Genomic DNA, 25,470 nt, shown 5'->3' with positions numbered 1-25,470 from the left:
ACCTGCCTGTAAATTTTTGATTTTTATCAATAATCGGATTCCAGTGCTTTTATTTTTTCAAATAAATCTTTATTTACCGGGGAAGCAATTCCATGTTTTCGCGAAAGCTTTAAAACTGTACCTGAAAACAGATCAACTTCACTTTTTCGTTTTGCTTCCACATCCTGGCGCATTGAAGGTTTTCCGCTGCAGTCCAATGAGTCAATAAGATCAAGCCAATAAAAAATATCTTCTTCCGATAATTTCACACCTTCACACTCAGCAACAGGTATTACTTCTCGCATGGCGGCAATCATCATATCTCGCAGCTCACCAGGTTTTTGAACACTTCCAAAATCTTGTCCATAAACTGCTACCACTTGATTTATACCGACATTCAGCATAAATTTTGACCAGATTTTTTCTTCCATGTTATCATTAATTTCGCTGACAATGCCAACTCGATTAAAAAAGTCTTTTACCGCTTTTACTTTGGGAGAGTAGTCATTACCATTTTGTTCCCCAAAGCAGATCATTCCAGGATTCGTATAAGTCAGACGATTTCCTTCTTTAATAGTGTCCATCCCCAGGGCCACAGACCAGATCAGATTTTTATCACCAAACGTTTCAGCAATCACATTCTCACTGATGATGCCATTAAGCAGAGAAATAAAGATAGTCTTTTCATCCACGTGGTTTTGAGCTGCTTGAATTGCATCTTCCAGACCATCATATTTAACACTGAAGATAATCAAATCAGCAACTTGTTCTTCTTCAGGCAATTGATAGGAAAATTCACAAACTTGACTGTTACAAAAAACACCCTGGCTTTTGTATTTTTCGATTCGCTGCTGATCGGCAATCACGGAAAAATCCGAACCAATATTTTTTGCAATCTGATGACCAAACAGAATCCCCAATGCACCCAGACCAATAATAGAAACCTTTTGTATCTCCATTTTTCCCTCACCGATAAAGTACTTAGCTTTTGACCTTAATATATGTTCTTAAGTGTATCACTGCATTTCGAATCAGTCAATTTTAACAAAGGCTTGGCCTCTGATATTGAAATAAAATAATCCTAACCTGGGCTGTCGCTAACCTGGTATTATATAAAATCAGTTAACAATTTATCCATATAAAACAACAAGCCAGTTCTTTTGAACTGACTTGTTGAAGGGGATTATAAGTTGTGAAATTGATTTAGAACAGTTCTTTGCTCATTTCATCGAGACACTCATCAATATAAGCAATAACGCCTTCGAAGTTCTCAATTGGCAGACCCGATGTCTGGCAAGGAATAAACGAAGTCTTTCCATTTGCACGACAAGTTTCTTCAACCTGCTTTTTAACAACATCTTTTTCCCAATCTGGGTAATCGACGGTTCCACTATGAAGACCGCCCATGAATGTAATTTGACCATCATATTTTTCAACCAGTTCTGAAATGTTATTAGTGTTCATAACTCCCTGCCATACATCAATTCCCATTTCGATCATGTATGGTACAAGTGTTGCTGCATAAGAGTCACTATGATGTACAATCACTTCAATTCCGTTTTCTTTATAGAAGCCATAGATTTTTTTGTAAGCTGGTAAGAAGAACTCTTCGAACATTGCTGGAGAAACAAATGTCGAAATCTGGCTACCCCAGTCATCATGGTGAAGAATGGCATCAATATCGAGTTTTTCCATCATTACTTTGGCAAATGCAAGTTCATATTCTGCCAAGAACTCAATCAGTTCTTCCATCGCTTCAGGTTCTTCGTAAAGAGCCATCAGTGCATTTTCGATTCCCATTAAATGATGGGTCATTTCAAAAATTCCTGGTGCAAAGAAAGCAGTCGCATATTTTTCATTTCGGTCAACTTTGCTCACATGCTCAACGGCTGCTGCCCAAGCTTCATCAGAAGTCGGGATTTCAGGTTTTTTAAGGACTGATTTCCACTCAGTAATATCTTTAATAACTGCTAATCCATCAGAATGTACTGGGAACATACCAAGTTGTCCTTCTGGCCACTGCCATGTGATACCCCAATGATCTTTCCATGTTTCACCGTATCTAAATTCTACTCCCAAAGGCACTTCCATAATTACTTCAAATGGTTCATACTGTTTAACAAATCTGTCGGGTTTTCCGGCAGAACCCTTCATAACTTCTTTAAGATTTTCTTTTATCGTTAACATTTTTTCCCTCAATTTCTGTATATTATGATTTTACTTATCTAAAAACCCTAATCTATCTAGTTTCTTGCTCAAACTAAACAGTCCCAAAATGAACTTATGCGCCAATCAGTTCTTTAGCTTTAGAAGCAGAGCTACCAGCATCTGGTGCGTATCCGTCGGCACCGATTTCTGCAGCGTACTCAGGTGTTACAGGAGCTCCACCAACGATAACTGGAAGTTCAGGATAAGCAGCTTTTACAGTCTGAACTGCTTCTTTTAAAGCTGGCATTGTAGTAGTTAACAGACCAGAGCAGGCAACTAAAACTACATTATCGTTTTCTTTAACCGCTTCAACGAATTTGTCTGCTGGTACATCCACACCCAGGTCGACCATGTCAAATCCTGAGCTTTCAAGCATCATAACAACCAGGTTTTTACCGATATCATGCAGGTCTCCGGCAACAGTTCCCATAATACAGGTTCCTAAAGAAGTAGAATTTTCACCAGCCATAACCGGTTTTAAAATATCTACGCCTTTTGACATTGCTTTGGCAGCAATCAGCATTTCTGGAACAAAAATTTCACCAGCTGAGAATTTTTCTCCGACAACGCCCATGGATTCGATCATGCCATCCAGGATTTCCTGAGCAACTACGCCTGCATCCAAAGCAGCCTGTACAGCAGCTCCTACTTTTTTAGATTTTCCAGTTTCTACCAGTGTTTTTACTTCTGCAATTGTTGACATATTCTTTCTCCTTAGAATTTAATTTTATTTTTTATCTTTGTGTGTGCAAAAATTATTTATTTTACAAAAATACCTTCGCGGAAAGCGCCGATATATTCCATACAGTACTCATCTTCACCCATCATGGCTTCAGTGGCAAAAAGCATTCCCATCATGTCCTTGTTTAGTGGATCCAGGATGAAGGAGTCCATGCCGGCATTCATAGCAAGCACTGCAAAAGCCTGGTTGGCAATTCGACGAGCTGGCAGGTTGAAGGAAATATTTGAAACCGCACCGGTGACATGAATAGTCGGGTAGGCTTTTTTAATTTCACGGATAACTTCAGTAACCATATTGATACCATCTTCTGATGTACAAAGCATTTCAATCAATGGATCGATGTGCATACGGGAAGGATCAATGCCGTATTCTTTACATTTAGCCATAATGTCGTGGAATACATCCAGACGGTCTTTGGCTGTTTTAGGAATCCCTTTGTCACTGTTTAACAGAGCAACACATTCCCATTCGGTATCAGCCAGCGCTTTAAAAGCCGCGTCAATTTTGTCCCCTTCCATGGAAACTGAATTGAATAATCCCGGTTTTTTGCAAAGTTTCATGGATTCAATACAAGTGAAAACATTAGGACTGTCTACAGCAATAGGGGTATCTACCGCTTCCTGTACGATATCAATTAACCATTTCATGGTTTCCATTTCAATGTCATCATCCACTGATGCACAGACATCAATATAATCTGCGCCTGCTTCTGCCTGTTTAATGGCCAGATTCTTAATGAATTCAGCATCCTTAGCCGCAATCGCTTTGGCGGTTGACGGAATCGCTCCGTTAATTTTTTCTCCAATAATAATCAACTTTTTTCTCCTTTTTTGCCGCATTTACTGATTCTGAACAATCAGATTAAATGATGGGCCATCGTTTACAATCCTGTTATAACTTACTTTTCGTTTAACTTAAAATGCTGCGTTCAATCAAGCATTTGTAGTTCATAATCGATTTACAAATATTTTACCGGTAAAGTAACTGCAGTATAACGCTGAATTTACGAATTGTCAATAGTAAAATTTTACCGGTAAAGTTTTTTGACTGAAATTAAAACATTTCTTGATCTTAACTATGTTACAGTATACAATGAAAGTATCAAAATAAAGTGAGACTATAATGAAAAATCAAAAAGAAAACATCCTACAGGTTGCCACTGAGTTATTTTACGAGAAAGGCTATAAGGCGACCTATCTGGGTGAAATTGCCGAAAGATGTGAAATTACCAAACCCTTAATCACTTATTATTTTAAGTCCAAATCTCAACTGGCTGGAGAAGTCGGCGATAAAATGGTAATCGACCTTAAAAATCGGGTAGCTTTAAAACTTTATGTCGAATACTTCAAGGATAATCCTACCGATTTACAAGTCAGTACCGCTGTTGAAATCAGGCTCTTCGATATGATGCATCTCTACGATGAAAAAGTTATGCGTTTTGCCAGAGAACGGGCAGATGATCGGTTTGCCGATAATTTTACCAAAGCTAATGTCTATCTGTACAAAATTCATGACCGTCATTACGGTCTCAATCTTAAACGGTGTCCAGATGAAATATCCATGATCGCCCATGCTGCCATGTCATCTTCATTGGCTGTCAAACTAGCCTACGACAGTGGTGAATTTGACTGCACGGCTGACGAGTGTCTTGACTATCTAACCAGTCTGCACTTTACCATGATGCATATCGATGAAAGTCGAATTGACGAAATCATCTCTGAAAGCAAGCGAATCCATAAACTGATCCCCTTTGAAATCAAACCCTATTTTAAAGTTGAATAAAAAAAACCTCTAAAATTATAGAGGTGTCTGAATACTAAAAGTATTCTGGTATACTTTCACAGGAAACTGAAAGAAGTTTTTCCCAGTTAGCTTCCCCGCACCTGACCATACAGGTGCTTTTTTCTATTTTCTGAAGTGTTTGAGGTAGAATTTTAAAGAATAATTTTTGATAAAATTCTGGTCTGATGTCTGAATATAAAAAAATATATCCGTCCGATTTTATTTCAATCTGACTAATGCAAGTTTTTAATAATGTAGTCGCATAACCTTTTCCTGTCAGATTATCATGGGTTATCAACGAACCAATCCCAAAAACTGGAAGTCCTGCTATTGATTTAAGTCTTAAAATAATAAGGGAACAAAGAATTTCCCCCTTATTTTCCAGTACATAACGGTTTCCATATGCATCTTCCTGAGAATTATCACTCATGTATTCTTCAAGACTGCGATCTTTAGGAAAATGTTTATACCCTTCTTTGATAATCTTATTTATTTCATCCTGATAGGCTTCTCTAACCACAAGCCGCTCAGGTCCTTCTTTCATAAACTTCAAAAATTCCTGATAGATTAAAAGCATTTCTTCATCCAGATAAGAAAGTGCCTGGCGACTTATCTCTTCAGGAACCCCATAATAAGCTTCTGCAATAGAGCCAGTAATTGCAGCTAAAGTATCCGAATCCCCTCCTACAGAGATAGCTGTTCGAATGGCATCTTCAAAGGAATCTGACTCCAGAAATGCAACAATTGCCTGGGGAACAGTTTCCTGACAGGTTTCATTAAAAGCATAGCTTCCTCTTATTTCATCAATTGTAAAATCCAGCTGATAAAAATAATCCATTCGCTCGCGTATCTCGTCTTTCGATGCATTATTTTTAGCCATAAATACTGCCAGTGCTACCGCCTCAGCACCTTTAAGTCCTTCCGGATGGTTATGGGTCACTCTGGTAATAATTTCGGAAAAAAGCCTTGCTTCCTGTTCACTTCCGGCTGCCCAGGCAGCCGGGCTGATCCGCATAGCTGCTCCATTACCAAATGAGTTATAGGGTTTGGGGTCGATACTAAAAATCCACTGCCCAAAACGTCCCCCATATCCGCAACCTGGATATTTACGTCCGATCTTTTGCATATAATAGACTACATCTTTTTCCAGCCGCAGATAGTATTCTCGGTTAGCAAAACCTTCTCCCTGTCCCAATGCTCCAGCTTTTCCTGCTTCCATTATTGCTTTAGCAACTGCTAAAGTTATAATACTATCATCAGTTACAAAACAGTCTTTAGTAAACAATTCAAAGTCTTTACTTCTGAAGTTATCAAATTCAAAGCGAGAACCAACAACGTCCCCAATGATTGCACCAATCATCTTTTTCTCCTTTTTCTAGTCATATAATATAATTAATTTTTATCATTATGCTTTACTCATAATTCTTTCAGCCTGCCTTCACCATTATAAATTAGCCTGTATTTCCATCATAATTCTTCATTTTTTCTAAGGAATATTCAAATTTGAATTTTATAAAAAATAGGTTATAATATGCTTTAGAAACATTCTAATCTTTTCCTGAAAGCAGAATTTATGAAAAATAATATCTTTAGTAAAAACATCGCACCTGACCCCTTTGCAAAATCAATCAGGCAGCAAACTAATATAACAAATTTTAATCGCGTCACTTATTTTTTTATCGCTATGCTGTTCATTGAACCTTTACTGATTTTATTCAATGATATCAGCGGTTTAATCAATGGCCCTTTTGAAAGCTGGCTTTATTATTTTTATCTCTGTCTTCACTCTATACTTTTGTTAATTGCAATTTTTTGGATTCTGTTCAGAAAAACTTTGTCCGCAAAATGTGCCGACTGGGATGCACTAATCCCCGTGACGATATCCGTCATTCTTGTTCTATTGAGTCTAATAAACGGCCTGGATCAGCTGCACAACGATTCTATCAACGTCTACATTACCAATCTTTTAATGGCGTGTGTAGCACTACTGATAGCCTTTCCGACTAATCTATATGTTCTTTTTCCACCATATGTTATTTTTGTAGCAGGTCTTTTTATTTTTCAGAACAATGAGGCCTCGCGCTTTAACAGTTTAATTAATGGCAGTATTTTCTTTATTGCTGTTGTTGTTATTTCAACCTATCTTTACCGCTATTATTTTGAAAATTCCCTGCAAAACCTGGAATTAACCCAAGCCAATGAAAAGCTCAATTATATGTCTGCCCATGACGGACTTACAGGGCTTTTAAACCGTAAAGAATTCGAAAATCGTCTGCTCCAAATGCAGGCAAATAAAAGAATCGCATTAATTCTTCTTGATATTGATCATTTCAAGCTGGTCAACGATACTTATGGCCATCTTGCCGGTGATCAGGTCCTGATTCAAGTTGCCAAAACCTTGAAAGAATCTGTTCCTGACTTATTTATCGTATCACGCTGGGGTGGTGAGGAATTTCAAATTGCTGGTCCCGTCGAAAACCTGACCGAAGCTACCGAAATTGCCGAAACAATCCGTATTCACATCGAAAACCTCAGCCTTGCTTCTGAACAGGGTCAAATCCGTTTTACCTCAAGTTTTGGTGTTACCTTAATAAGCAGTCAGTTTGGAAACCATCTGGATACCTGCTTTAAAAGAGCCGATGATGCTCTTTATCTGGCCAAATCAAATGGCCGAAACCGTGTTGAAATGGCCTGAATCAGGCAATTTCAACACTCCCAAGTGGTTTTAGCGGATTTTTTCTTAAAAGCAGGGAATACATATAGGGATATTCATCTTTTAAGTGATTCATATACATCAGCCATTCAAGCAGAAGAAACTTAAGAAATCGCTCAATATCAACCATTATGTGTTCGGCATCATTTTTTCCGAGCTGCCTAAGATCATTTCGATGACTCAGCTCCTGTTGAGCATGCGAAATCGACAATACCAGATCTGAAAAGGTATCATGCTCACTCATAATGGGATTTTGCAGCATTTCTACAAACAGTCTTTCATTTGCAGTCAACAGTTTTTCAAGTTGGACCAGATCATCGCCTTTCAGTGCCAGCTTAATACGACTATTTTTTAATATCTTCAGCGCATTTTTATAGTCTTTTTCTTCCCAGTTCGATTCAATAACCACTGCTTCCTTCTCATCAAAAACTGCCGTCTCCCTAAATAAGCGAATCAGCTCTACTCCCACTTCTGAAAAGAACACACCTACAACCATATTAATTTTTTTTAGCCGCTCTTCCTTGTCCCGATCCTCAATTATCTTATGAAAAATTATTGAGACCAGCAATACGTCTACGGGTAAAAATGCAATATCACCAAGTAAATAAATGAAAATATGATGGGCATCGTGAAATAAAAGATAATGCAGACTGTATAAGAGTGTCGATAAAAGAACGAAACTTACCCCTATCAGAATGCCATTTAAATGTTTCTTCATGTTTGACTCCTTTAACTAATATCGTTTCATTATAACTGAATACCGATGCTAATTAAAGATTAATTTTTTCACATTTTCTAATTTCTTATCAATATTCTAATGTGCTTTAATAATGTTTTTTTGCCAGCCTGGTAATCAGAACAAAAGGCCATTCGAACTTTAGGCGTTTTTATGTTACCATATAAATGTAATTCAATTCGAGGAGGTTTTCCATGACCAAACTTTTTCTAATTCTTTTTGTTCAGCTGCTATATGTTCCCATGCTTACACTCAGAACCATCTCAATGGTCAAAAATCTGAAGGTCCTTACCGGTTTTTTTGGTTTTATGGAAGCTTTGATCTATATCTTTGGCTTGGCTATTGTCTTATCTGGAGAACAGAGTATTATTGAAATGATCGTCTATGCTGTCGGTTTTGCTCTCGGTCTGATCCTGGGGATTTATGTCGAACAAAAAATGGCAATTGGATTTTCCAGTCTATCCGTTAATATTGAGCATAATAACGATGAACTCGTTGAAAAACTCCGACATGAAGGTTTTGGAGTTACTGTTTATTCTGGTCAGGGAAAGGCCGGAAAAAGGACAAACCTTGATATTCTAACTCGCCGAAAACATGAAAAGCGTTTATTTGAAATTATCAGTGAATATGAACCCAAGGCCTTTATCATGTCTTTTGAACCAAAAATGTTTCAAGGTGGTTATCTGGCTGAAATAATGAATCGCCGTTCAAAGCTGCTTAAGCGACATTCTTCAAAAAATGACAGTAAAAATATTTTTGCAAAAACTGTAGATGAGATAAAAAATGAAGCCAGCACTTTGACTGAAGACTGGGATGAAGAATAAAAATAACGCCATAAGACATTTTGTCTTATGGCGTTAACTTTATTTTTTTAATGATACAACCCCGATGGTCGATCGTCCCGGCAGTACAAAGAAATTTTCACCGAGACTTACGCCAATTTTTTTCGTTTGGCCTTCAAACATTTCAAATAATCTGCTCTGTTCCTCAGTTGACCATTCCTCGCCGTTTCCCGGCACATAATCCTGAATTCTTGGCCAAGCTGTTTCTGCTTGCACTTGTTTAAAAACAAATACTTTTCCGGTATTCACTAAAAGGTTCATGACTTCATCAATCAGGAAAAGCTCCATAGAATCCTTTAATCCCTGATAGAATTCATCAATCTCAGTACCGGCTGTAACAATATAAGGAAAAACAGTATCGCCTTCCTCCACATAGCCGTGCAGCAGCTGACTCTCAAACTTTACGTCATCAATTTTTACGTAGTCTTCAGTTTTTTCAGTAATCTTGGCCTCAAAGTATATCGCTTTGGGTCTGGTAATCCTTTTAACCGTTTCATAAAGCTCTTCCAGAATGTCAAGCATCGCTTCATTTCCACGTAAATGTAATTCTTTATCCAGCGTTTCCATATCATAGGAAAAAGGAAATTCTTCAAATATCCGATAGCTCATCGTACCACTCCTTTTTTATACTCGCAGGTAAACACCCTATTGTAAAACGTTTACTACATTATATCACAAAAATTAAATTAATCTAATATTTTTAACTGTATTTTATCTGTTTCGATGAATATTTTATCTTCACATCTTTGAATTCATGTTCGCGGACCCATAAATAGGGTATATTCAGATTGAACAAATCTCTCCCTATTTTGGCTGCCAAAAGAGGTGATCGCAATGCAGTCACAAACAATACCCGACTTAGAATCGACTGTAGAAAATATTTCTGCAAACGATGTTTATCCCTTTCTTAAAACCTCTATTTCTGGTTTAAGCACCCAGGAAGCTACAGATCGACTCAAAACCTCGGGCCCCAACACCCTCCAGGAAAAAAAAGGAAAGCCGCTGTTCTTAAAACTTTTTGCCAATTTTACTCACCTCATGGCTATCCTTTTATGGATTGGCGGAGTGGTGGCTCTGATTGCAGGTCTTCCCCAACTGGCCATCGCTATTTGGCTGGTAAATATCATCAACGGCCTGTTCAGCTTCTGGCAGGAATTTCAGGCTGAAAAAGCCGTAGAAGCCCTTAATAAGCTACTCCCTACCTATGCTCGAGTAATTCGTGATGGTCAGGAAACGAAGGTCTCAGCCGATGAACTGGTACCTGGAGACCTGATGATTCTTTCCGAAGGCGATCGTATATCTGCCGACGCCCGGCTAGTGGATTCCAACGATTTCAAGGCCGATCAGTCCGTGCTGACCGGCGAGTCTCATCCCGTTCACAAAACAAAAGATTCCAGTCTTCGCAGCGATCTCGGTCGTTCCGAACAGCCCAATCTGATTTTTGCCGGTACCAGTGCTGCTTCTGGCTCATGTAAAGCGGTCGTTTTTGCCACAGGAATGAATACTGAATTCGGGAAAATTGCTGATCTCACCCAAAACCTGGTTGAGTCCCCCAGTCCCCTGCAGATAGAAATGGGACGTATTACCCGTCTGGTATCCACAATGGCTATCAGTATGGGGATTCTCTTTTTTATTCTGGCCATCCTTTTGGCTCAGGTTAACATCACCGAAAGCTTTATCTTTGCCATGGGGATGATCGTCGCCTTTATTCCCGAAGGCCTTTTGCCTACAGTCACCCTTTCACTGGCTATGGGTGTCAAGCGAATGGCTAAAAGAAATGCCCTGATTAAAAGACTTTCAGCCGTGGAAACCTTGGGTTGTACAACTGTTATCTGTACCGATAAAACTGGAACGCTTACGCAAAATGAAATGACCGTCAGTGATGTTTTTTTAATTGGCAATCAGGTTCATTTATCAGGGGTTGGTTACGACCCTGCAGGCCAGCTTCTAATCAATGAAGAAAGTATCAGTCTGGCAGATATACCGGATCTAAAAAGCCTTCTTAGATGCGCCAGTTTTTGCAATAATGCCCGCCTGCTGGCTCCCGACCAGGAGAAAAAGCACTATTCGATCCTAGGTGATCCGACTGAAGCAGCACTTATTGTTGCTGCTCAAAAGGCTGGTCTTGATCTGGAAGCCGAGCTTAAAAAACAGCCCCGGATTCGTGAATTGCCTTTTGAATCTTATCGCAAACGAATGTCTACCGTCCATCAGGTTTCTGAAGAAGAGTCGGATTTGAAACAGCTTGCCTGTGTAAAAGGGGCTCCCAAAGAAGTTTTGGATTTGTGCAGCTTTTATCAGCAGGACGGGAATATTCTGCCCCTTAAAGAATCAATCCGTAACAGCATTATGAACCAGAACGATGCTTATGCCCGCAAAGGACTTAGAGTGTTATCTATCGCAATGAGACCACTGACTAAAGATATGCAGCTGCCTGAGCGCTTAAGTGCCTATACACCCGAAACGATTGAGCGAGAACTTACTTTTCTTGGCCTGATAGCAATGGCTGATCCACCACGACCGGAAGTCAGTGAAGCGGTTAAAAAATGTCACCAGGCAGGAATTAAGATCATCATGATTACCGGTGATTACGGCCTGACAGCTGAAAGCATTGCCCGTCGCATCGGAATAGTAGAAAGCGACCATCCCATAATTGTAACTGGTGTAGAGCTCGATGCTATGGATGACGACGCTTTAAAAAATGTTCTTGGCAATGATATCATCTTTGCCCGAGTTGCACCGGAACAAAAACTTCGGGTTGTAACAGCCCTTCAGGAAATGGAAAATGTTGTTGCTGTAACCGGGGACGGTGTTAATGACTCTCCAGCCCTTAAAAAAGCTGATATCGGTATAGCAATGGGAATCAGCGGAACTGATGTGGCCAAGGAAGCCGCTGATATGATTCTTACTGATGATAATTTCGCCTCGATTGTCAATGCCGTGGAAGAAGGCCGGGGGGTATACAGTAATATCAGAAAATTTGCCACCTATATTTTAAACAGCAACGTCCCGGAAGCAGTGCCCTTTATTTTCTTTCTCTTTTCTCAAGGCACTATCCCCCTCCCCCTGACAATAATGCAGATTCTGGCAGTTGATTTAGGAACCGATATGATACCTGCCATCGCCCTGGGGGTTGAATTGCCGGAAGAAGGCGTCATGGAGCGTCCCCCGCGGTCCAGAAAAGAACATCTTCTCCATCGGCCACTATTAATCCGAGCTTTTCTGTTTTACGGCATCATGGAAGGTTCTATTGCCATGTCAGCATTTTTCTTTAAATATATGCAGTACGGCTGGCCGCAAATTCCTATGGTCGGATCAGGTGAACTATATCGGGTTGCCACTACCATGACACTGGGAGCTATTGTTTTTACACAAATAGCTATTGTATTTAACTGCCGGACCGAACGGGCTTCTATTTTTTACGTTGGCCCTTTTCGCAACCGGATGATATTAGTTGGGATTGCCTGCGAATTGACCCTGTTTTCTATTCTCTCATATACCCCATTCCTTCACGGAATTTTCAACACCGGTCCGCTACTGCCCATAGACTGGCTATATCTGACGATCTGGGTTCCGGTTTTAATTCTGGTGGATGAGATCAGAAAAGCCATCCTAAGAATGCTTAGTAAAAAACAAAAGAAAGGAGCATGAAGATGCGAATAATTATTGTAGGTTGCGGCCGAATTGGATCTGGACTGGCCAAAAGGCTAGGACAAGATGATGTGGGACTTGCTGTTATCGATCAGGACCCCCGTACTTTTTCCCATCTGGAAAAAGACTTTAAAGGTACTCAAATAACCGGCGTAGGTTTTGATCGCGATGTCCTGTTAAAAGCAGGCATTGAGCAGTGTGATGCCCTGGCTGCAGTAACTTCTAATGATGAAGCCAACGTCTTAATCGCCAGAATTGCACGTCTTTTTTTCAACGTCCCCCGGGTCGTATGCGCCTTACACGATCCGCGCAAATCAGATATTTACAATCGCCTGGGCTTACTGGTTTTTGACCCAATGTCCTGGGGAGTCAACCGAGTAGCTGATCTAATCAGCTTTTCCCATTTTAATGTCTCAATGAGCATCGGCAATGTGGATATATTGGAAATTGAAATACCAACCCTATTGGTTGGTCGAAAAGTTGCTGATCTGTCAATTCCCGGAGAAATCTCAGTTATTTCCATCAATCGTGGAAATCAGACACTTATTCCACTATTGAATACGACTTTTGAAAACCGGGACCGCCTGCATCTGGTAGTCTCATCCCTGTCTGTCAATAAGCTTGAGTCTCTGCTGGGACTGTGAAAGGTGGTGTACTATGAAAATTATTATCGTAGGTGGCGGGAAAGTGGGATCATATCTGGCATCACTTCTTCTGGAAGCCGGACATGAGGTCCGGCTGATCGAAAATAGAATAAAACAGATCGAACAGCTTAAAAACGACTTTCAGACTCAAAACCTGATTCTTGGAAGTGGCTCTCATCCCGAAATTTTAGAGTCTGCCGGTATCATTGATGCCGATGTGCTAGCTGTCGTAACCGGTTCAGATGAAGTTAATCTGGTTGCTGCTTCAATTGCCCGTCAGGAATACCAGGTCCCACGAATTGTTGCACGTATTAAAAACCCCAAAAATGCCTGGCTCTATACCCCCGAAATGGGTGTGGATGTAGCATTGAACCAGGCTGAGCTGATTGGCACCCTAGTCGCTGAAGAAATGTCACTGGGCAGCATGATGACATTATTAAAACTCCACCAGGGATCTTTTTCGCTGGTTGAGGAGAAAGTCCATCCAAAATCTCCTGCTAACGGTACTTCTTTGACTGAGCTGCAATTACCTGCAGACTGTATATTTGCCGCAATCATTCGTGATAGCAAACTCCTGATTCCCCATGGAGATACCCTTATCCAGGCCAAAGACGAAGTTATCGCCATCGTCAGTACCGATGCTTCAAAGCAGTTAGCCGCTCTCCTTGGTCCACCTCTAAGCTAAAATTTATAGGCGACCATGAAACCTCCATACTCAGATAATTTACTTTATTCATTGCGTGTGAGACCGTTCTCATTGTATAATGACCTAAAACCTATTGGAGGACAATGATGACAAAAGTACTGATCCTTACCTCAAAAAAACGTATCGAAAAATTTTCTGATCTCTCGATTATCCCGAATGACTGGGAATTTATCTATGCTGAAGAACTGGAAAAAGATGAGAAAATTTTAGAAATTGGAGCAGATGCAGATTTTATTTTTGCTGATGCCATTAGAGAAATCAGCAGTAAGCTCATAGAAAATATGCCTAAACTTAAACTGATCCACTCTGAAGGGGTAGGCTACAACAAAATTGATTTGGAAGCAGCCCGCAAAAAAAACATCTATGTCTGTAACAATACCGCTGCCAATTCCGGAGCGGTTGCCGAACAGACCATTCTATTAATGCTCGCATTACAAAGACGCCTGTTTGAAGGCGATTTTTTGGTTCGAAACGGTAAACAGATGCAGGCCAAAGGGTCATTTATACTTGAAGGAATCCCTGAACTGGCGAGCGCCCATGTGGGTCTGATTGGTTTAGGTGCAATCGGTATAGAAACCGCCAAACGACTAAAAGCTTTTGGCTGTAAAGTCAGTTATTTTAACCGGACACCAAAACCAGAGCTGGAAGAAAAACTTGGCATCGCGTCACTCTCGCTTCAAGATCTCTGTAAAAACTGCGATATAATAAGCCTGCATCTAGCTGTAACCCCAGAGACTACTGGTATTGTGAATCAGGAACTGTTTTCTCTGATGAAGCCCTCTGCCCTATTAATCAATACCGCCCGGGGCGAGCTGATAGTCCAGGAAGATCTGGCTACGGCACTGAAAAACAAGAATATTGCCGGTGCCGGACTGGATACCCTTTATCCAGAACCAGTTACCCTGGATAATCCACTATTAAATCTTCCCGATCCCTGTCACTATAAACTGATATTTGCTCCCCATACTGCCGGTACAACCATTCAAGCCTTTGAAAAAATGCACCAGACGGTCTGGTCAAATTTTTTGGCTGTAACCAATAATGAGTACCCAATCAACTGCGTGAATGGCTTATAAATAAAAAAGAGCTGATTCTTATAGAATCAGCTGGCGGATTTGTTGAATTTTCTCATCAAATTGCGGCCCCTGGTTATCTTTTGGTTCGGTAAACTCAAAACTGCCTATAATTTCGTTATCAGAAAGATTTTCTTCCATTTTGGCCAAACACTTTTTAGGACTCCCGCCCCGATGAGTTGCCAAAAGAATAATCTTTTTATCACTAAACTGATAATCGCTGAAAAAAGTATTTAATGGAGGAGCCACTGTGCTGGCCCATACCGGAGTTCCAATAATAATGACTTCATAAGGCTTTAAATCAATAGCTTCATTAGTCAGCCTTGGTTTTTCGGCAAAAGTTGCGCTTTTTCCACCCCAAACATATTTGCTGACTTTACCGGTTGGATATTCCTTGCTGGGGATCAACCGATAAAGTTCAGCTGCCTGATTGGCGGCTATATTTCTGGCTACCAGGTCCATATTTCCCTCATGTGAAAAATATACAATTAACGTCTTCATCTCTTACTCCTTAAATTTTTTATCCAAACAGAACCTCCTTATAAAGATTCCCAGGACCATTTCTTCGTACATATCGTATCACCACGTAAATCATTTCACTATTTCAAATACCCGCAAATTTTATAATAAAAGCCTTCTACATGATTCATGACAATTCAAACTTTTTCCAGCTTCAGCACCACAACCGTCATCATTTTTTTTCTGGACACCTTTTTTAAGTGCTCGCATAAAACATTAAAAACCGCAGGTTCTATCAACATGGGCTGTTTTACAATTAGTATCTTGGGATTTTTAATCCTGGTCAACCCGTAAAACATTAAAACATATTTTTTATCCTCAAGGTCCCTGACAGACGTTTTAAGAATATCCTCCATTCCAAATAGTCTGACCAACTCCGAAAGGTCCATTCGATAATAGTCCAAATTTTTCAAAAATTGCTTTAGATATGTTTTCACTTTTACTTTCCGGGAATCAAAGTTTGCAAAAAAGTCGAAATATTCCTGGTCATATAAGCGTTTAAGGGGGTCTCTCATTTCTGCCGTAAAACTTTGCCGGTTAAAAATCAGTCTTTCTCCTGCTGCCAATCGCTTTCCGATTATTTTTTCATAAAACATTTGCTGTTCATCTTGATTTTTATAATAGACTTCAGTATAACTGAATCGTTCCACTGAAAAAAGGCGCTGTCCATGTTTTTTTAACTGCAACAAAGAAAAGTCTTTGAAAATTGCCAGTGATTCTCCTGACTGTCTAAAGAGTTCGAGCATTATCAGGGTTATCTCATTAACTAAGGCAAAGTCTTCAAGTGAAAATACTCCTCTTATTTTGTTAGTCAGCTCCAGTGCCCCAAACACTTCTTTTTCATCAATCCCCAGCGGTACAGCAATTAAAGAAGTTATGCTAATTCCAGTCATTTGTCTGCTTGTTCTGACTTCCGCCTGGTCCGGTTTTCTCTGTAAAAGCGGCATTCCATCAAAGACAGCCCGGGTGACCAACCCCTCCCCTTTTCTGAGTTTTAATTGATAAAAATCATCCCCGCTTTTTCTTTTAATGATCAGCGGATAAATAAATTCGCCGCCCTCATCTTCATCCTTAAGCCAAATTACAGCTGTTTCAGCCTGTACAACCAACAGCAGTTCATCTAAGGCCATACTGAATAGACGTGGCAGCGATTTTATCTCTATTGCCTGTTGCCGAAAACGTGCCACACATTCATTATGTGACCAGCGTTTTTCCATACTGTAATCATTAAAAATTCGGGCTTGAAGGGCATTTCTTGTTTCCCTGATCACCCGAGTGCCTTCCAGATTACCATAAGAATCAAAACTGACCCCGCCAAAATTATGAATATCTATCAAACCTCTTCCCGAATAACGATTAAGCGGTGCAATCCGACTGATATAGGACACATAACCGGTATTTCTTGTCGGATCATTCTGATGGACAATATATTCATACCGCTCGCTTTTAAGAGCTTCTTTCTGTATTTCATTCATCGCCGGCCAACAATAAGGCTGGGCATTAACGCAGTAGGCATTGGTCTTTTCAGTCAGTCGGTTGATAAACACATAGGTGGCAAGATTTCCCCCTTTAGAATGACCAAAAAGATTACGCTCTCCAGTAATATCCCGCATAGAATGATCATAAAAATCTATCGCCTTTCGATGATGCCTGGTATCAATCCCCACAGATGCCAGCAGACAACCGCCCCAGTCCAGAACAATCCCACTTATTTGCCGGTTTTCACATCCGCTGAATACAACCGCACCATTTCCTGAACTATCTTCCAGAGCCAATGCAACCAGGCTTGTTTTATCCCAACTCCCAGTATTGCCACAAGCTCCAAAATTATCGTTTATATACCCAGTTACTCGCAAGTCAGCGAGATTGTCGCTGGTCGCAAAGACTCTTTGAAAATGCCTCTGACGTTTTTTTGAAAAACTTACCATCCTTTTCGATGAATCAATCAGTTGTGGTACCATGGCATTTTTGCACTGCGGAATCAGATCGATATAAAGATCGAGCGCTAGAGGTGTTTGTCTAGAAATCTGTTCCTGATAAAAGGCAGGCAGATGATAATAAACCAGCTCCAGCAGCAGGTATTTTTCAATATCTAAAAGACCACTCATTTTAAGACTCATAACTGCCCTCTTTTTATTTACTCGAATTACTATTTTAAATCTGAATCTTTTTGCTTTATCAAAATAATTGATGTTTACTCTGGTAAGCCATCAAGCTCTAATTTAAACATGCAACACCGGTTGCGCCCCTCCCGTTTTGCTCTATAAAGGGCACGATCAGCACGATCAACCAGTTTTTCCGCTGTCAAACAGGAAGTATCTTTAACAGTCATTCCCACACTGACAGTAAGGATTCCCTGTTCTCCGATCCCTCTATTTTCTATTTTCAGCCCCGTTACCTCGCGAAGAATTCTTTCTGATACATTTATTGCACCTTCTATCCCGGTATTGGGTAAAATGACCGAAAATTCTTCACCCCCAAATCTGGCCGCAAAATCGATGGGTCGTTTAATCGATTTTTCAATCGCGTGTGACACCGCTATCAGTGCCTCATCCCCCCGAAGATGTCCATAAAAATCATTGTAATTTTTAAAATAATCGATATCGATCATCAGCGCAGCTAGTTCTGTTTCTTCTCTATCTGATCTCAACCACTCCTTGTGCAGCATTTCGTCAAAGGCACGTCGGTTTGCAATACCCGTTAAGGCATCTCTATTAGAGATTTCCAGAAGCTGCTTATTGAGTTCCAGCAACTGTTTCTTAACTTCCTGAAGTTCATTTACTTTTTCGTTAAGCTGCTGCGATTGTTCTATAGTTACTGCTTTCTGTTTATGGAGTTCCGCAAATACCCTGACTTTACTTTTTAAAATCATTGGCTCAATTGGCTTATAAATATAATCAACGGCGCCAACAAAATAACCCTGAAATACAAAATGCTCTTCCTTACTGATGGCGGTGATAAAAATAATCGGAATATACTTGGTCTTTTTCATCCCTTTCATCAGTTCCACGGTCTCAAATCCATCAATACCCGGCATCTGCACATCCATCAGCACCAAGGCATAATCATTTTCTAAAAGCATCTCCAGAGCTTCATTTCCAGAGGTTGCTTTATCCATTATAATATCTTCTTCCTGCAAGAGTGTTTCCAGTACAAATAAATTTTCCGGTTTATCATCAACCATCAACACTCGCATTTTATCATCCACTCTGTCATCCTCCTTAATGATTATGGTTTATGTAATCTATCATCTCTGCTATTGACATAATTTCATCCTGCTGACTGTCTTCAATCACCGATAATGGCATTTCACTATACTCAGCTTCATCCGGGTCCTGGACCAGAACATGTCCGCCCCATTTTTTTATGGCTCTGCAGCCATTTTTCCCGTCCGAATTAGCCCCTGTCAAAACAATCCCCAGCAGCCTATCAAGATATGCTTCTGCCGCCGTCTCAAATAAAATATCGATTGACGGTCTGGCATAAGAGATCCGTTTTTCCGTCGTCAATGAAAAACGCTTATCTCTTTCCACCAGAACATGATAGTTGGGAGGGGCAAAATAAATAGTTCCACCCCTGATTATCTCTTTTTCTTCAATCTCTTTGACTTTTAATGGTGTTTGTTCATTTAAATAAGTCACAATATAGTTTTCAGCATTGGTTCCAATATGCTGAACAATGATCACAGGGTTCAGAAGATCATTTCTTAAGCCGGTGATCAGTTTTTCCAGAACTTTAAAACCGCCAGCTGAAACTCCTACTACTATGGCATCAAAACCCATCCGCTTTACCTCACTTACAGTTTCTTATATATTTTTTCCCTTGAATCGATGGTTTTAAACCTTTCGAAAACTTCTGAATACTCCAGGGATTCTTTGGAGCCGATCCCCAGAATGCCACCGCGACATAAGGAATCCTCAAATAGCCTGAAAACCTTGTTCTGCAACGTCCTTTCAAAATAAATCAGAACATTGCGACAGATTATCATATTCATTTCCCCAAAAATACCATCTGTCACCAGATTATGATTTGAAAAAAGAATGCGTTCTTTTAATTCTGTTTCAAAAATGATCTTCCCGTAAGCCTCACTGAAATAATCCGATAGTTCTTTTGTCCCGCCAGCGGCTTTATAGTTTCGATTAAAAGTCTTCAGACACTCTGAAGAATAGATCCCTTCTTTGGCTTTTTTGAGAATGATATCATTAAAATCTGTGGCATAAATCTGGGTTTTGTGAAGTAATTCCTCTTCTTTTAAAAGAATTGCCATTGAATAAACCTCTTCTCCACTGGAACAACCCGCATGCCAGATTTTTAAAAAGGGATATGTCTTTAGCAACGGTACCACCTCTTCCCGAATCTTTTGATAGAATGAAGGATCTCTAAACATCTCCGTTACATTAATAGAAAAATCAGGGATCACTGACCGAAAAAAGGATTCGTCCCATAATACTTTATGGGTGTAATCACTAATTGTGTTAAGCTCTGCCTCAATTTCAATACGATGTTTGATTCGTCTTTTCATATGGGCCTTGGAATAGTCCCGAAAATCATAGCCATATTTCTGGTAGAGCATCTCGATGAAGAGATTGATTTCAATCTCTTCATTTCTCAGAAATTCATTGTTCTCCATCTGTCTCCCTCGTTACTGTATCCAAAATTTCATCAAAGTCAGCAGTTCATCCATCTTAACCGGTTTCGACATATAATCACTGGCTCCAGCTGATATGCTTTTATCCTTATCTTCACGCATTGCTTTTGCTGTGAGGGCAATAATGGGAACCTGTGAATATTCTTCCTTCAAACTTCTGATCTTTCTCATTGCCTCATAACCATCCATGACCGGCATCATAATATCCATTAAAACTATATCCATATCGGGATTTTCCTCAAGCTTATCTAGGGCAAGCTGGCCGTTCTTGGCCGTTAAAATCTTCATTCCTTTCTCCTCCAGAACACTTGACAAGGCAAAAACATTTCGCATATCATCATCTACAATCAAGACCTTTCGGTCCTCCAGAACTGCTTCTTTCTCTTCTGAGGTCCTGATAAATTCACTAACGCGCATCTGGTTGCTGGCTTCGATGTGATTCAAAAATAAAGTGGTTTCATCAAGCAGCCGCTGCATCGATTTATCTCCGGTAATAATCACTGATTCTACATATCGGGACAATTCCTCACTGGTTTCATTTGAGAATTCACGACTGGTATAAAGGATAATCGGGGTCTGTGATATATCTTCATCCCTGATTTTTTTAGCCAGCTCATCACTGTTAATATCAGGCAAATCCGAGACCAGTACGATACAGTCATAAGTCTGTTTCCTTAGTGTCTGGACTGCTTCTTCCCCAGTTCCTGCATTTTCCATTCGCACTTCGGCAAATAATTCTTTTAACTGTTTTTTTATATCCTGACATAATTCACAGTCGGAAGAGATAACCAGCATTTTTTTAATATCCCGATTAATAATCGTCTCAATCTTGTCAAAGGCTTTGTGAAGCTCTCCAAATCCCACCGGTTTCTGGATATAATCCACAATATCCATTTCCTTTTCTTCTCGCCCAGGTTCTTTTCCGGACATAATATGCACTGGCATATCTTTATCTTTTTCCTTTATCTGTTTAAAAACATCCCATCCACTAATTCCCGGCAAGCCGAGATCAAGAACAACGGCTGATATAGGTGCTTTCTCAATAACCTCCAGGGCCTTTTCACCACTTTCAACTGATATGACTTCATGCCCTCGTTCTCTGGCAATTTTTTCCAGAATCATTGCAAAGTTGCTATCATCCTCAACAAGTAAAATAAGTGACTCAGCATTTTCTGGAATATTCATAGCCACTGATGCTTCTTTGGGGCTATCATTGGGCAATAGCATTTCTTCCCCACTTGCCGCTTCAGATTGCTTAGTCAAGGATAACGCTGATGCAGGCTTAGATATTTGGGACAAAGTCTTTTCTTCCAGAGTATTCGGCAGAGTCAATTTAGATGACTGCTCTCCATAATGAATCGGGATAATAATAGAAAAGATACTGCCTTTTTTTTCTTCACTTTCGAGTTGAATGCCACCACCCAGCAGACGGCTCAATTCTCGGGAAATAGAGAGTCCCAGTCCGGTTCCCCCATAAGTTCTACTGGTACTGCCATCGACCTGTGAAAATGCCTGGAAAATCTGAATTCGCTTATCTTCTGGAATTCCGATCCCGGTATCGCGAACTGAAATTTTCAGGTTCTTGTCATCATGCATGACCATCTTAATTTCGACTTGACCTTCAGCCGTAAACTTAATGGCATTGGATAAAAGATTCTTCATAATTTGACTGATCTTCATTTCATCTGAATATACCAGTTCTGGCACTTCATCGGCGACGTTCAGATCGAATTGAAGTCCCTTTTCATTTGTCAGCGGTAAAAACAGTCGTCGCATTGTCTCGGCAGTTTCACGGATATTAAATGATTCTGCCGTCACTTCCATTTTTCCGGATTCGATCTTGGACAGATCCAGAATATCATTAATCAGTTCCAATAAATCTTTCCCTGCCGCATTGATCACCTTTGCATACTCTAATTCGTCCTTGGTCATACCGCCCTTCTTGCTGTCTTTTAACAAGCCTGAAAGAATCAGTATGGAGTTTAGCGGCGTCCTTAATTCATGGGACATATTAGCCAGGAACTCGGATTTATACTTACTTGAAATTTCCAGCTCCCTGGCTTTTTCTTCAATAAGTACCCTGGTCTTTTCAAGTTCGTCATTTTTCCTGCTGATCACATCTTTCTGTTTCTCAAGGTTTTCAGTTTTTTCTTCCAGTTCTTCATTGGTCACCCGCAACTCTTCCTGTTGCTGCTGCAGTCTTTCTTTAGATGATTTAAGTTCCATCGTCTGGGCTTCTAGTTCCTCGTTGGATTGTCTCAATTCTTCCTGCTGCTGCTGTAAAATCCCTTCCGATTCTTTAAGAGCTTCGGTCTGCTGCGTTAATTCCTCATTTTTGATCATCAGTGTCTGTTCGTTTTTCTTCAGTTCCTCAGACTGCAGCAGAGTCTGTTCCAATAATTCCTGCAGTTCTTTCTTGGTCAAATTGGAATGAATGGCAATCGCAATGGTCTTCTGTACTCTTTTGAGAAACTCAATCTGATCTTCTGTATAGGCTTCTATCCCTGCAATTTCAATGATACCTTTAACTTCTTCTTCAAAAACGCAGGGCAGAATAATCACATGGTTGGGACTGATTGCTACTGTCCCTGATTCAATTTTAAACTGATTATCGGTGACATCTTTTAGATAAACAAGCTCTTTTTCAACAATCGCCTGTCCCAAAATCCCTTCTCCTTTTTTCACCGGCCGATGATCGACTTCATTGAAAGCATAACTGCCGGCAATATTGTATTCATCATCTTCATTGACATACAAAACGCCAGTCATCGAATTGAGGTATCGGGCGACAAAACTGATGACCTTATCCCCTAACTCTCTATCATCTTTAATGTCTCTTATCATTTTATTAATCTCAGATTGACCATTCTTGATCCAGGTACTTCTACGTTCCATTTCAGCAGCTTCTTTTAAACGGGTAACCATGTTAATAATGGCAATCGCAAGTTCGTCATTGTCTGAACGCTTTTCAATAAAAACTGAAAAATCATTGTTGGCTACTGAGTTCGCCTGTCTGATAACCTCAATAAAATTATTTCTCATAGTGTTAATTGATTCGCCCAATTTATCATCATCACTTCGTAGCTCAAATGGATGATCCAGATTACCCACTGCAATATCTTCACAGATACCAGCAACGTCATTTAGTGATTCTACCACACGAACAAAACTATCATGCAATTCGCCAATCTCATCCTCCACCGTTTCAATTTGCTGAATCTCCAGGCTTCCTTCTGCTACCTGCTTTGCCCACTCTGACATTGCAATCACTGGATTAGCAATACTTTTTGAAAGCCTTCTGGAAAATACGATAATCGCAGCAACCGTTCCTCCTGCTAAAAGAACCATGAAAGTAATCAACTGATACAGGGTACTTAAACGCTCAACCTCATCTTGCTTCACAACAAGCGACCATTGCGTACCATAAACGTCTAATGGCTGATAGGAAACTACCGACTGCACTCCCCGATAATCTTTTGCGGTAATGGTGTCCGTTTGCCCTGAGATAACAGACTTTGCTGCTGTTGTATTAATCCCGCCCTCGTCAACATCTTTAAAGGAATTGACAATATTTTTTGTTTCCGGCTCAAGATAAGTATCAGACCTAAGGGTATTATCGGAAGCCAGCAAATAAGCTTCTCCCGTTTCACCTAGACCTGTCCTGTCCAGCATAATTTCATTAATAGCATCTGGAGACAGCTCAAATGATACAATATACTCAATCTCATTATTTGCGTTGATTACCGGATAGCCCATAAAGGCTCGGGGCTGGTAACCGCTAATTTCACTGACTTCAAAATCCTCAAAGGTAAAAGATTTTGTTTCGGCCACCCTTTCAATCAGGCTGGCGTGATTTGTACCAGCAAACTCCCCTTCCAACAGATTTTTTTTATACTCAAATCCTTCGTTGGCCGAATAAAAAACATAGCCGTCTGGATCAATCAGAAAAATATCATTATAATAATTGTTTTCGATATACTGCTGGTAATAATCTTCCCCATCATCATCCATTTTAATCAAATCTTCCATATCAACTTTACTAACCATAACCCACTGCTGTCCAAAAACATTAAGCGGATTTGTGGAAACCACGACCTGGTTATTGCTGCTGTCTTTGAAAATATCATTAATACTATTTCCTGCTGCCGTTAAGCTGATGTAATCCAGCATAGTGGGCAGTACATAACCAATCACATAATTCCCATCTCCCATCGTAGTCATATCCGATCGAAAAGTAAAATTACCATTTACGTCTGCAACTATATAGCTTTCTGCAGTGTCACTAAAAGGTGTATCCAGATGCAAAAGCTCATTAATTGTATCATTATTGAAACTGGCCACCAAATATCCAATCAGCGCTCCATCCTGATATACCGGTACCCCTAGAAAGGCATAATAATCATTACCGGTCAATCCACTGAAAGAGAAGTCTTCAAAGCTTAATTGCCCCGAACCACTGCAGTTTTTATAGACTTTAGAAAGTCCAAAGTCCTGCACTGATTCATCATTCAGATTTATCCCCATTGACCCCATCTTTAGTCTGTCGTATAAAACTGTTCCACCTGTAGAAATAATATAAAGATTATCAATTTCAGCTGACAAGGGATTAGCATTTAAAACCGTTTCATAATTTGCCGCCAACGCCTCGTAATTACCCAGACCATAGAAGACACTGGAATCCAAATCATCCACCAATGTCTTAAAATCCTCCGACTCCTTCTCATTGATCACAAAGGCTTCGATGTCACTTAGGTAATTTTCTACACGCTGCTTATTCATTTCCTGCATATGAAGAAGCTGATCCTGTCCATCTTCAGTCTGTGCAGCAATAACCTCAACAATAAGCTGAGATTCATTTTTACTTTCTTCAAAAAAATGCAGAACCTGATTATACTTAGAGACCCTGCTGCTCTCAAGCTGACTCTTGGCATTCATAATTGAAGAGTTAAAAAAAATAATCATTCCCATCAATGCGAAAACTAGCAGCGGGATACATCCAATCAATAAAAATGACAGATTCAGCTTTTTACCGATTTTCTCATTTTTAAACCGCTCTAACATAAAAACCTCCTAAAAAATTATCTTTCTGCTTCTTTGATAATTATTATAACTTATTCTTGCACTTTTGTATTACTTCTAAACAATAAATCCCTAAATTCTCAACTATTCTGCAATCGTATAGAACAATTAGATTACTACTCACTTTTTAACCCAAAACGAATTTCTT

20 protein-coding genes are annotated in these 25,470 nt (G+C 39.9%); 7 read left to right on the top strand and 13 right to left on the bottom strand.

Going from position 1 to position 25,470, the window contains the following annotated elements:
- Positions 1-26: 26 nt before the first annotated feature.
- The 4 genes from Q5O24_02080 to Q5O24_02065 form a co-directional block, all read right to left on the bottom strand.
- Positions 27-938 carry a ketopantoate reductase family protein gene (locus tag Q5O24_02080; GenBank protein ID WKY48144.1) on the bottom strand — a complete coding sequence of 304 codons (912 nt, stop codon included), beginning with the start codon at positions 936-938 and terminating at the stop codon, positions 27-29.
- A 244-nt stretch (positions 939-1,182) separates the two neighbouring features.
- Entirely contained in the window at positions 1,183-2,166 is a 984-nt protein-coding gene (locus tag Q5O24_02075; GenBank protein ID WKY48143.1) for a uroporphyrinogen decarboxylase family protein, read from the bottom strand.
- Positions 2,167-2,260: 94 nt separating this feature from the next.
- On the bottom strand, positions 2,261-2,890 hold the full coding sequence (locus Q5O24_02070; GenBank protein ID WKY48142.1) for a corrinoid protein: 630 nt from the start codon (positions 2,888-2,890) through the stop codon (positions 2,261-2,263).
- A gap of 56 nt (positions 2,891-2,946) precedes the next feature.
- Positions 2,947-3,744 carry a methyltetrahydrofolate cobalamin methyltransferase gene (locus Q5O24_02065; GenBank protein WKY48141.1) on the bottom strand — a complete coding sequence of 266 codons (798 nt, stop codon included), beginning with the start codon at positions 3,742-3,744 and terminating at the stop codon, positions 2,947-2,949.
- A 307-nt stretch (positions 3,745-4,051) separates the two neighbouring features.
- Between Q5O24_02065 and Q5O24_02060 the strand changes: the two genes are divergently transcribed.
- Entirely contained in the window at positions 4,052-4,711 is a 660-nt protein-coding gene (locus Q5O24_02060) for a helix-turn-helix domain-containing protein (protein WKY48140.1), read from the top strand.
- Positions 4,712-4,745: 34 nt separating this feature from the next.
- Here Q5O24_02060 and Q5O24_02055 read toward each other — a convergent pair whose 3' ends face one another.
- Positions 4,746-6,071 (bottom strand): ADP-ribosylglycohydrolase family protein, encoded by a 1,326-nt coding sequence (locus Q5O24_02055; GenBank protein WKY48139.1) that lies wholly within the window; start codon positions 6,069-6,071, stop codon positions 4,746-4,748.
- 213 nt (positions 6,072-6,284) lie between these two features.
- On the opposite strand from Q5O24_02055, the gene Q5O24_02050 reads away from it, so the two are divergent.
- The gene (locus Q5O24_02050) at positions 6,285-7,406 is read left to right on the top strand and encodes a GGDEF domain-containing protein (GenBank protein WKY48138.1); all 1,122 of its coding nucleotides are present in this window, start codon (positions 6,285-6,287) and stop codon (positions 7,404-7,406) included.
- A 1-nt stretch (position 7,407) separates the two neighbouring features.
- On the opposite strand, the gene Q5O24_02045 is transcribed toward Q5O24_02050, so the two are convergent.
- Positions 7,408-8,142, bottom strand: a complete 735-nt coding sequence (locus Q5O24_02045) for a hypothetical protein (GenBank protein ID WKY48137.1) — start codon at positions 8,140-8,142, stop codon at positions 7,408-7,410.
- A gap of 212 nt (positions 8,143-8,354) precedes the next feature.
- Here Q5O24_02045 and Q5O24_02040 point away from each other — a divergent pair, with 212 nt between their 5' ends.
- The gene (locus Q5O24_02040) at positions 8,355-8,984 is read left to right on the top strand and encodes a DUF2179 domain-containing protein (GenBank protein ID WKY48136.1); all 630 of its coding nucleotides are present in this window, start codon (positions 8,355-8,357) and stop codon (positions 8,982-8,984) included.
- A 39-nt stretch (positions 8,985-9,023) separates the two neighbouring features.
- On the opposite strand, the gene Q5O24_02035 is transcribed toward Q5O24_02040, so the two are convergent.
- A complete protein-coding gene (locus Q5O24_02035; GenBank protein WKY48135.1) occupies positions 9,024-9,611 on the bottom strand; it encodes a hypothetical protein in 588 nt (195 codons plus the stop codon).
- Between the two features lie 225 nt (positions 9,612-9,836).
- Here Q5O24_02035 and Q5O24_02030 point away from each other — a divergent pair, with 225 nt between their 5' ends.
- The 4 genes from Q5O24_02030 (at position 9,837) to Q5O24_02015 (ending at position 15,079) form a co-directional block, all read left to right on the top strand.
- Complete coding sequence (locus Q5O24_02030; GenBank protein ID WKY48134.1) at positions 9,837-12,653, top strand: cation-transporting P-type ATPase; 2,817 nt, start codon at positions 9,837-9,839, stop codon at positions 12,651-12,653.
- 2 nt (positions 12,654-12,655) lie between these two features.
- Positions 12,656-13,297: a TrkA family potassium uptake protein gene (locus Q5O24_02025; GenBank protein ID WKY48133.1), complete on the top strand. Its 642-nt coding sequence runs from the start codon at positions 12,656-12,658 to the stop codon at positions 13,295-13,297.
- A gap of 13 nt (positions 13,298-13,310) precedes the next feature.
- Positions 13,311-13,982, top strand: coding sequence for a TrkA family potassium uptake protein (locus Q5O24_02020; GenBank protein ID WKY48132.1), 672 nt, complete (start codon positions 13,311-13,313; stop codon positions 13,980-13,982).
- A gap of 107 nt (positions 13,983-14,089) precedes the next feature.
- Positions 14,090-15,079 carry an NAD(P)-dependent oxidoreductase gene (locus Q5O24_02015; protein ID WKY48131.1) on the top strand — a complete coding sequence of 330 codons (990 nt, stop codon included), beginning with the start codon at positions 14,090-14,092 and terminating at the stop codon, positions 15,077-15,079.
- Positions 15,080-15,097: 18 nt separating this feature from the next.
- Here the strand turns inward: Q5O24_02015 and Q5O24_02010 are convergent, their stop codons facing one another.
- The 6 genes from Q5O24_02010 to Q5O24_01985 form a co-directional block, all read right to left on the bottom strand.
- Complete coding sequence (locus Q5O24_02010; protein ID WKY48130.1) at positions 15,098-15,577, bottom strand: flavodoxin; 480 nt, start codon at positions 15,575-15,577, stop codon at positions 15,098-15,100.
- Positions 15,578-15,732: 155 nt separating this feature from the next.
- The gene (locus Q5O24_02005; GenBank protein ID WKY48129.1) at positions 15,733-17,715 is read right to left on the bottom strand and encodes a GAF domain-containing protein; all 1,983 of its coding nucleotides are present in this window, start codon (positions 17,713-17,715) and stop codon (positions 15,733-15,735) included.
- A gap of 74 nt (positions 17,716-17,789) precedes the next feature.
- Positions 17,790-18,803, bottom strand: a complete 1,014-nt coding sequence (locus tag Q5O24_02000; protein ID WKY48128.1) for a diguanylate cyclase — start codon at positions 18,801-18,803, stop codon at positions 17,790-17,792.
- Between the two features lie 13 nt (positions 18,804-18,816).
- Positions 18,817-19,377 (bottom strand): chemotaxis protein CheB, encoded by a 561-nt coding sequence (locus Q5O24_01995; protein WKY48127.1) that lies wholly within the window; start codon positions 19,375-19,377, stop codon positions 18,817-18,819.
- 14 nt (positions 19,378-19,391) lie between these two features.
- Positions 19,392-20,225: a protein-glutamate O-methyltransferase CheR gene (locus Q5O24_01990; GenBank protein ID WKY48126.1), complete on the bottom strand. Its 834-nt coding sequence runs from the start codon at positions 20,223-20,225 to the stop codon at positions 19,392-19,394.
- Positions 20,226-20,237: 12 nt separating this feature from the next.
- The gene (locus tag Q5O24_01985; GenBank protein WKY48125.1) at positions 20,238-25,304 is read right to left on the bottom strand and encodes a response regulator; all 5,067 of its coding nucleotides are present in this window, start codon (positions 25,302-25,304) and stop codon (positions 20,238-20,240) included.
- Positions 25,305-25,470 lie beyond the last annotated feature (166 nt).

The sequence above is a fragment of the Eubacteriaceae bacterium ES3 genome (assembly GCA_030586155.1).
Taxonomy (GTDB): domain Bacteria; phylum Bacillota; class Clostridia; order Eubacteriales; family Eubacteriaceae; genus Acetobacterium.
This window is presented reverse-complemented; position numbering and strand designations above follow the sequence as displayed.

What these genes read in the sequence shown, in the direction of transcription:
- Q5O24_02080 (WKY48144.1), bottom strand. Translation starts at nt 938, where the DNA reads ATGGAGATACAAAAGGTTTCTATTATTGGTCTGGGTGCATTGGGGATT.
- Q5O24_02075 (WKY48143.1), bottom strand. Translation starts at nt 2,166, where the DNA reads ATGTTAACGATAAAAGAAAATCTTAAAGAAGTTATGAAGGGTTCTGCC.
- Q5O24_02070 (WKY48142.1), bottom strand. Translation starts at nt 2,890, where the DNA reads ATGTCAACAATTGCAGAAGTAAAAACACTGGTAGAAACTGGAAAATCT.
- Q5O24_02060 (WKY48140.1), top strand. Translation starts at nt 4,052, where the DNA reads ATGAAAAATCAAAAAGAAAACATCCTACAGGTTGCCACTGAGTTATTT.
- Q5O24_02055 (WKY48139.1), bottom strand. Translation starts at nt 6,071, where the DNA reads ATGATTGGTGCAATCATTGGGGACGTTGTTGGTTCTCGCTTTGAATTT.
- Q5O24_02050 (WKY48138.1), top strand. Translation starts at nt 6,285, where the DNA reads ATGAAAAATAATATCTTTAGTAAAAACATCGCACCTGACCCCTTTGCA.
- Q5O24_02045 (WKY48137.1), bottom strand. Translation starts at nt 8,142, where the DNA reads ATGAAGAAACATTTAAATGGCATTCTGATAGGGGTAAGTTTCGTTCTT.
- Q5O24_02040 (WKY48136.1), top strand. Translation starts at nt 8,355, where the DNA reads ATGACCAAACTTTTTCTAATTCTTTTTGTTCAGCTGCTATATGTTCCC.
- Q5O24_02035 (WKY48135.1), bottom strand. Translation starts at nt 9,611, where the DNA reads ATGAGCTATCGGATATTTGAAGAATTTCCTTTTTCCTATGATATGGAA.
- Q5O24_02030 (WKY48134.1), top strand. Translation starts at nt 9,837, where the DNA reads ATGCAGTCACAAACAATACCCGACTTAGAATCGACTGTAGAAAATATT.
- Q5O24_02025 (WKY48133.1), top strand. Translation starts at nt 12,656, where the DNA reads ATGCGAATAATTATTGTAGGTTGCGGCCGAATTGGATCTGGACTGGCC.
- Q5O24_02020 (WKY48132.1), top strand. Translation starts at nt 13,311, where the DNA reads ATGAAAATTATTATCGTAGGTGGCGGGAAAGTGGGATCATATCTGGCA.
- Q5O24_02015 (WKY48131.1), top strand. Translation starts at nt 14,090, where the DNA reads ATGACAAAAGTACTGATCCTTACCTCAAAAAAACGTATCGAAAAATTT.
- Q5O24_02010 (WKY48130.1), bottom strand. Translation starts at nt 15,577, where the DNA reads ATGAAGACGTTAATTGTATATTTTTCACATGAGGGAAATATGGACCTG.
- Q5O24_02005 (WKY48129.1), bottom strand. Translation starts at nt 17,715, where the DNA reads ATGAGTCTTAAAATGAGTGGTCTTTTAGATATTGAAAAATACCTGCTG.
- Q5O24_01995 (WKY48127.1), bottom strand. Translation starts at nt 19,377, where the DNA reads ATGGGTTTTGATGCCATAGTAGTAGGAGTTTCAGCTGGCGGTTTTAAA.
- Q5O24_01990 (WKY48126.1), bottom strand. Translation starts at nt 20,225, where the DNA reads ATGGAGAACAATGAATTTCTGAGAAATGAAGAGATTGAAATCAATCTC.
- Q5O24_01985 (WKY48125.1), bottom strand. Translation starts at nt 25,304, where the DNA reads ATGTTAGAGCGGTTTAAAAATGAGAAAATCGGTAAAAAGCTGAATCTG.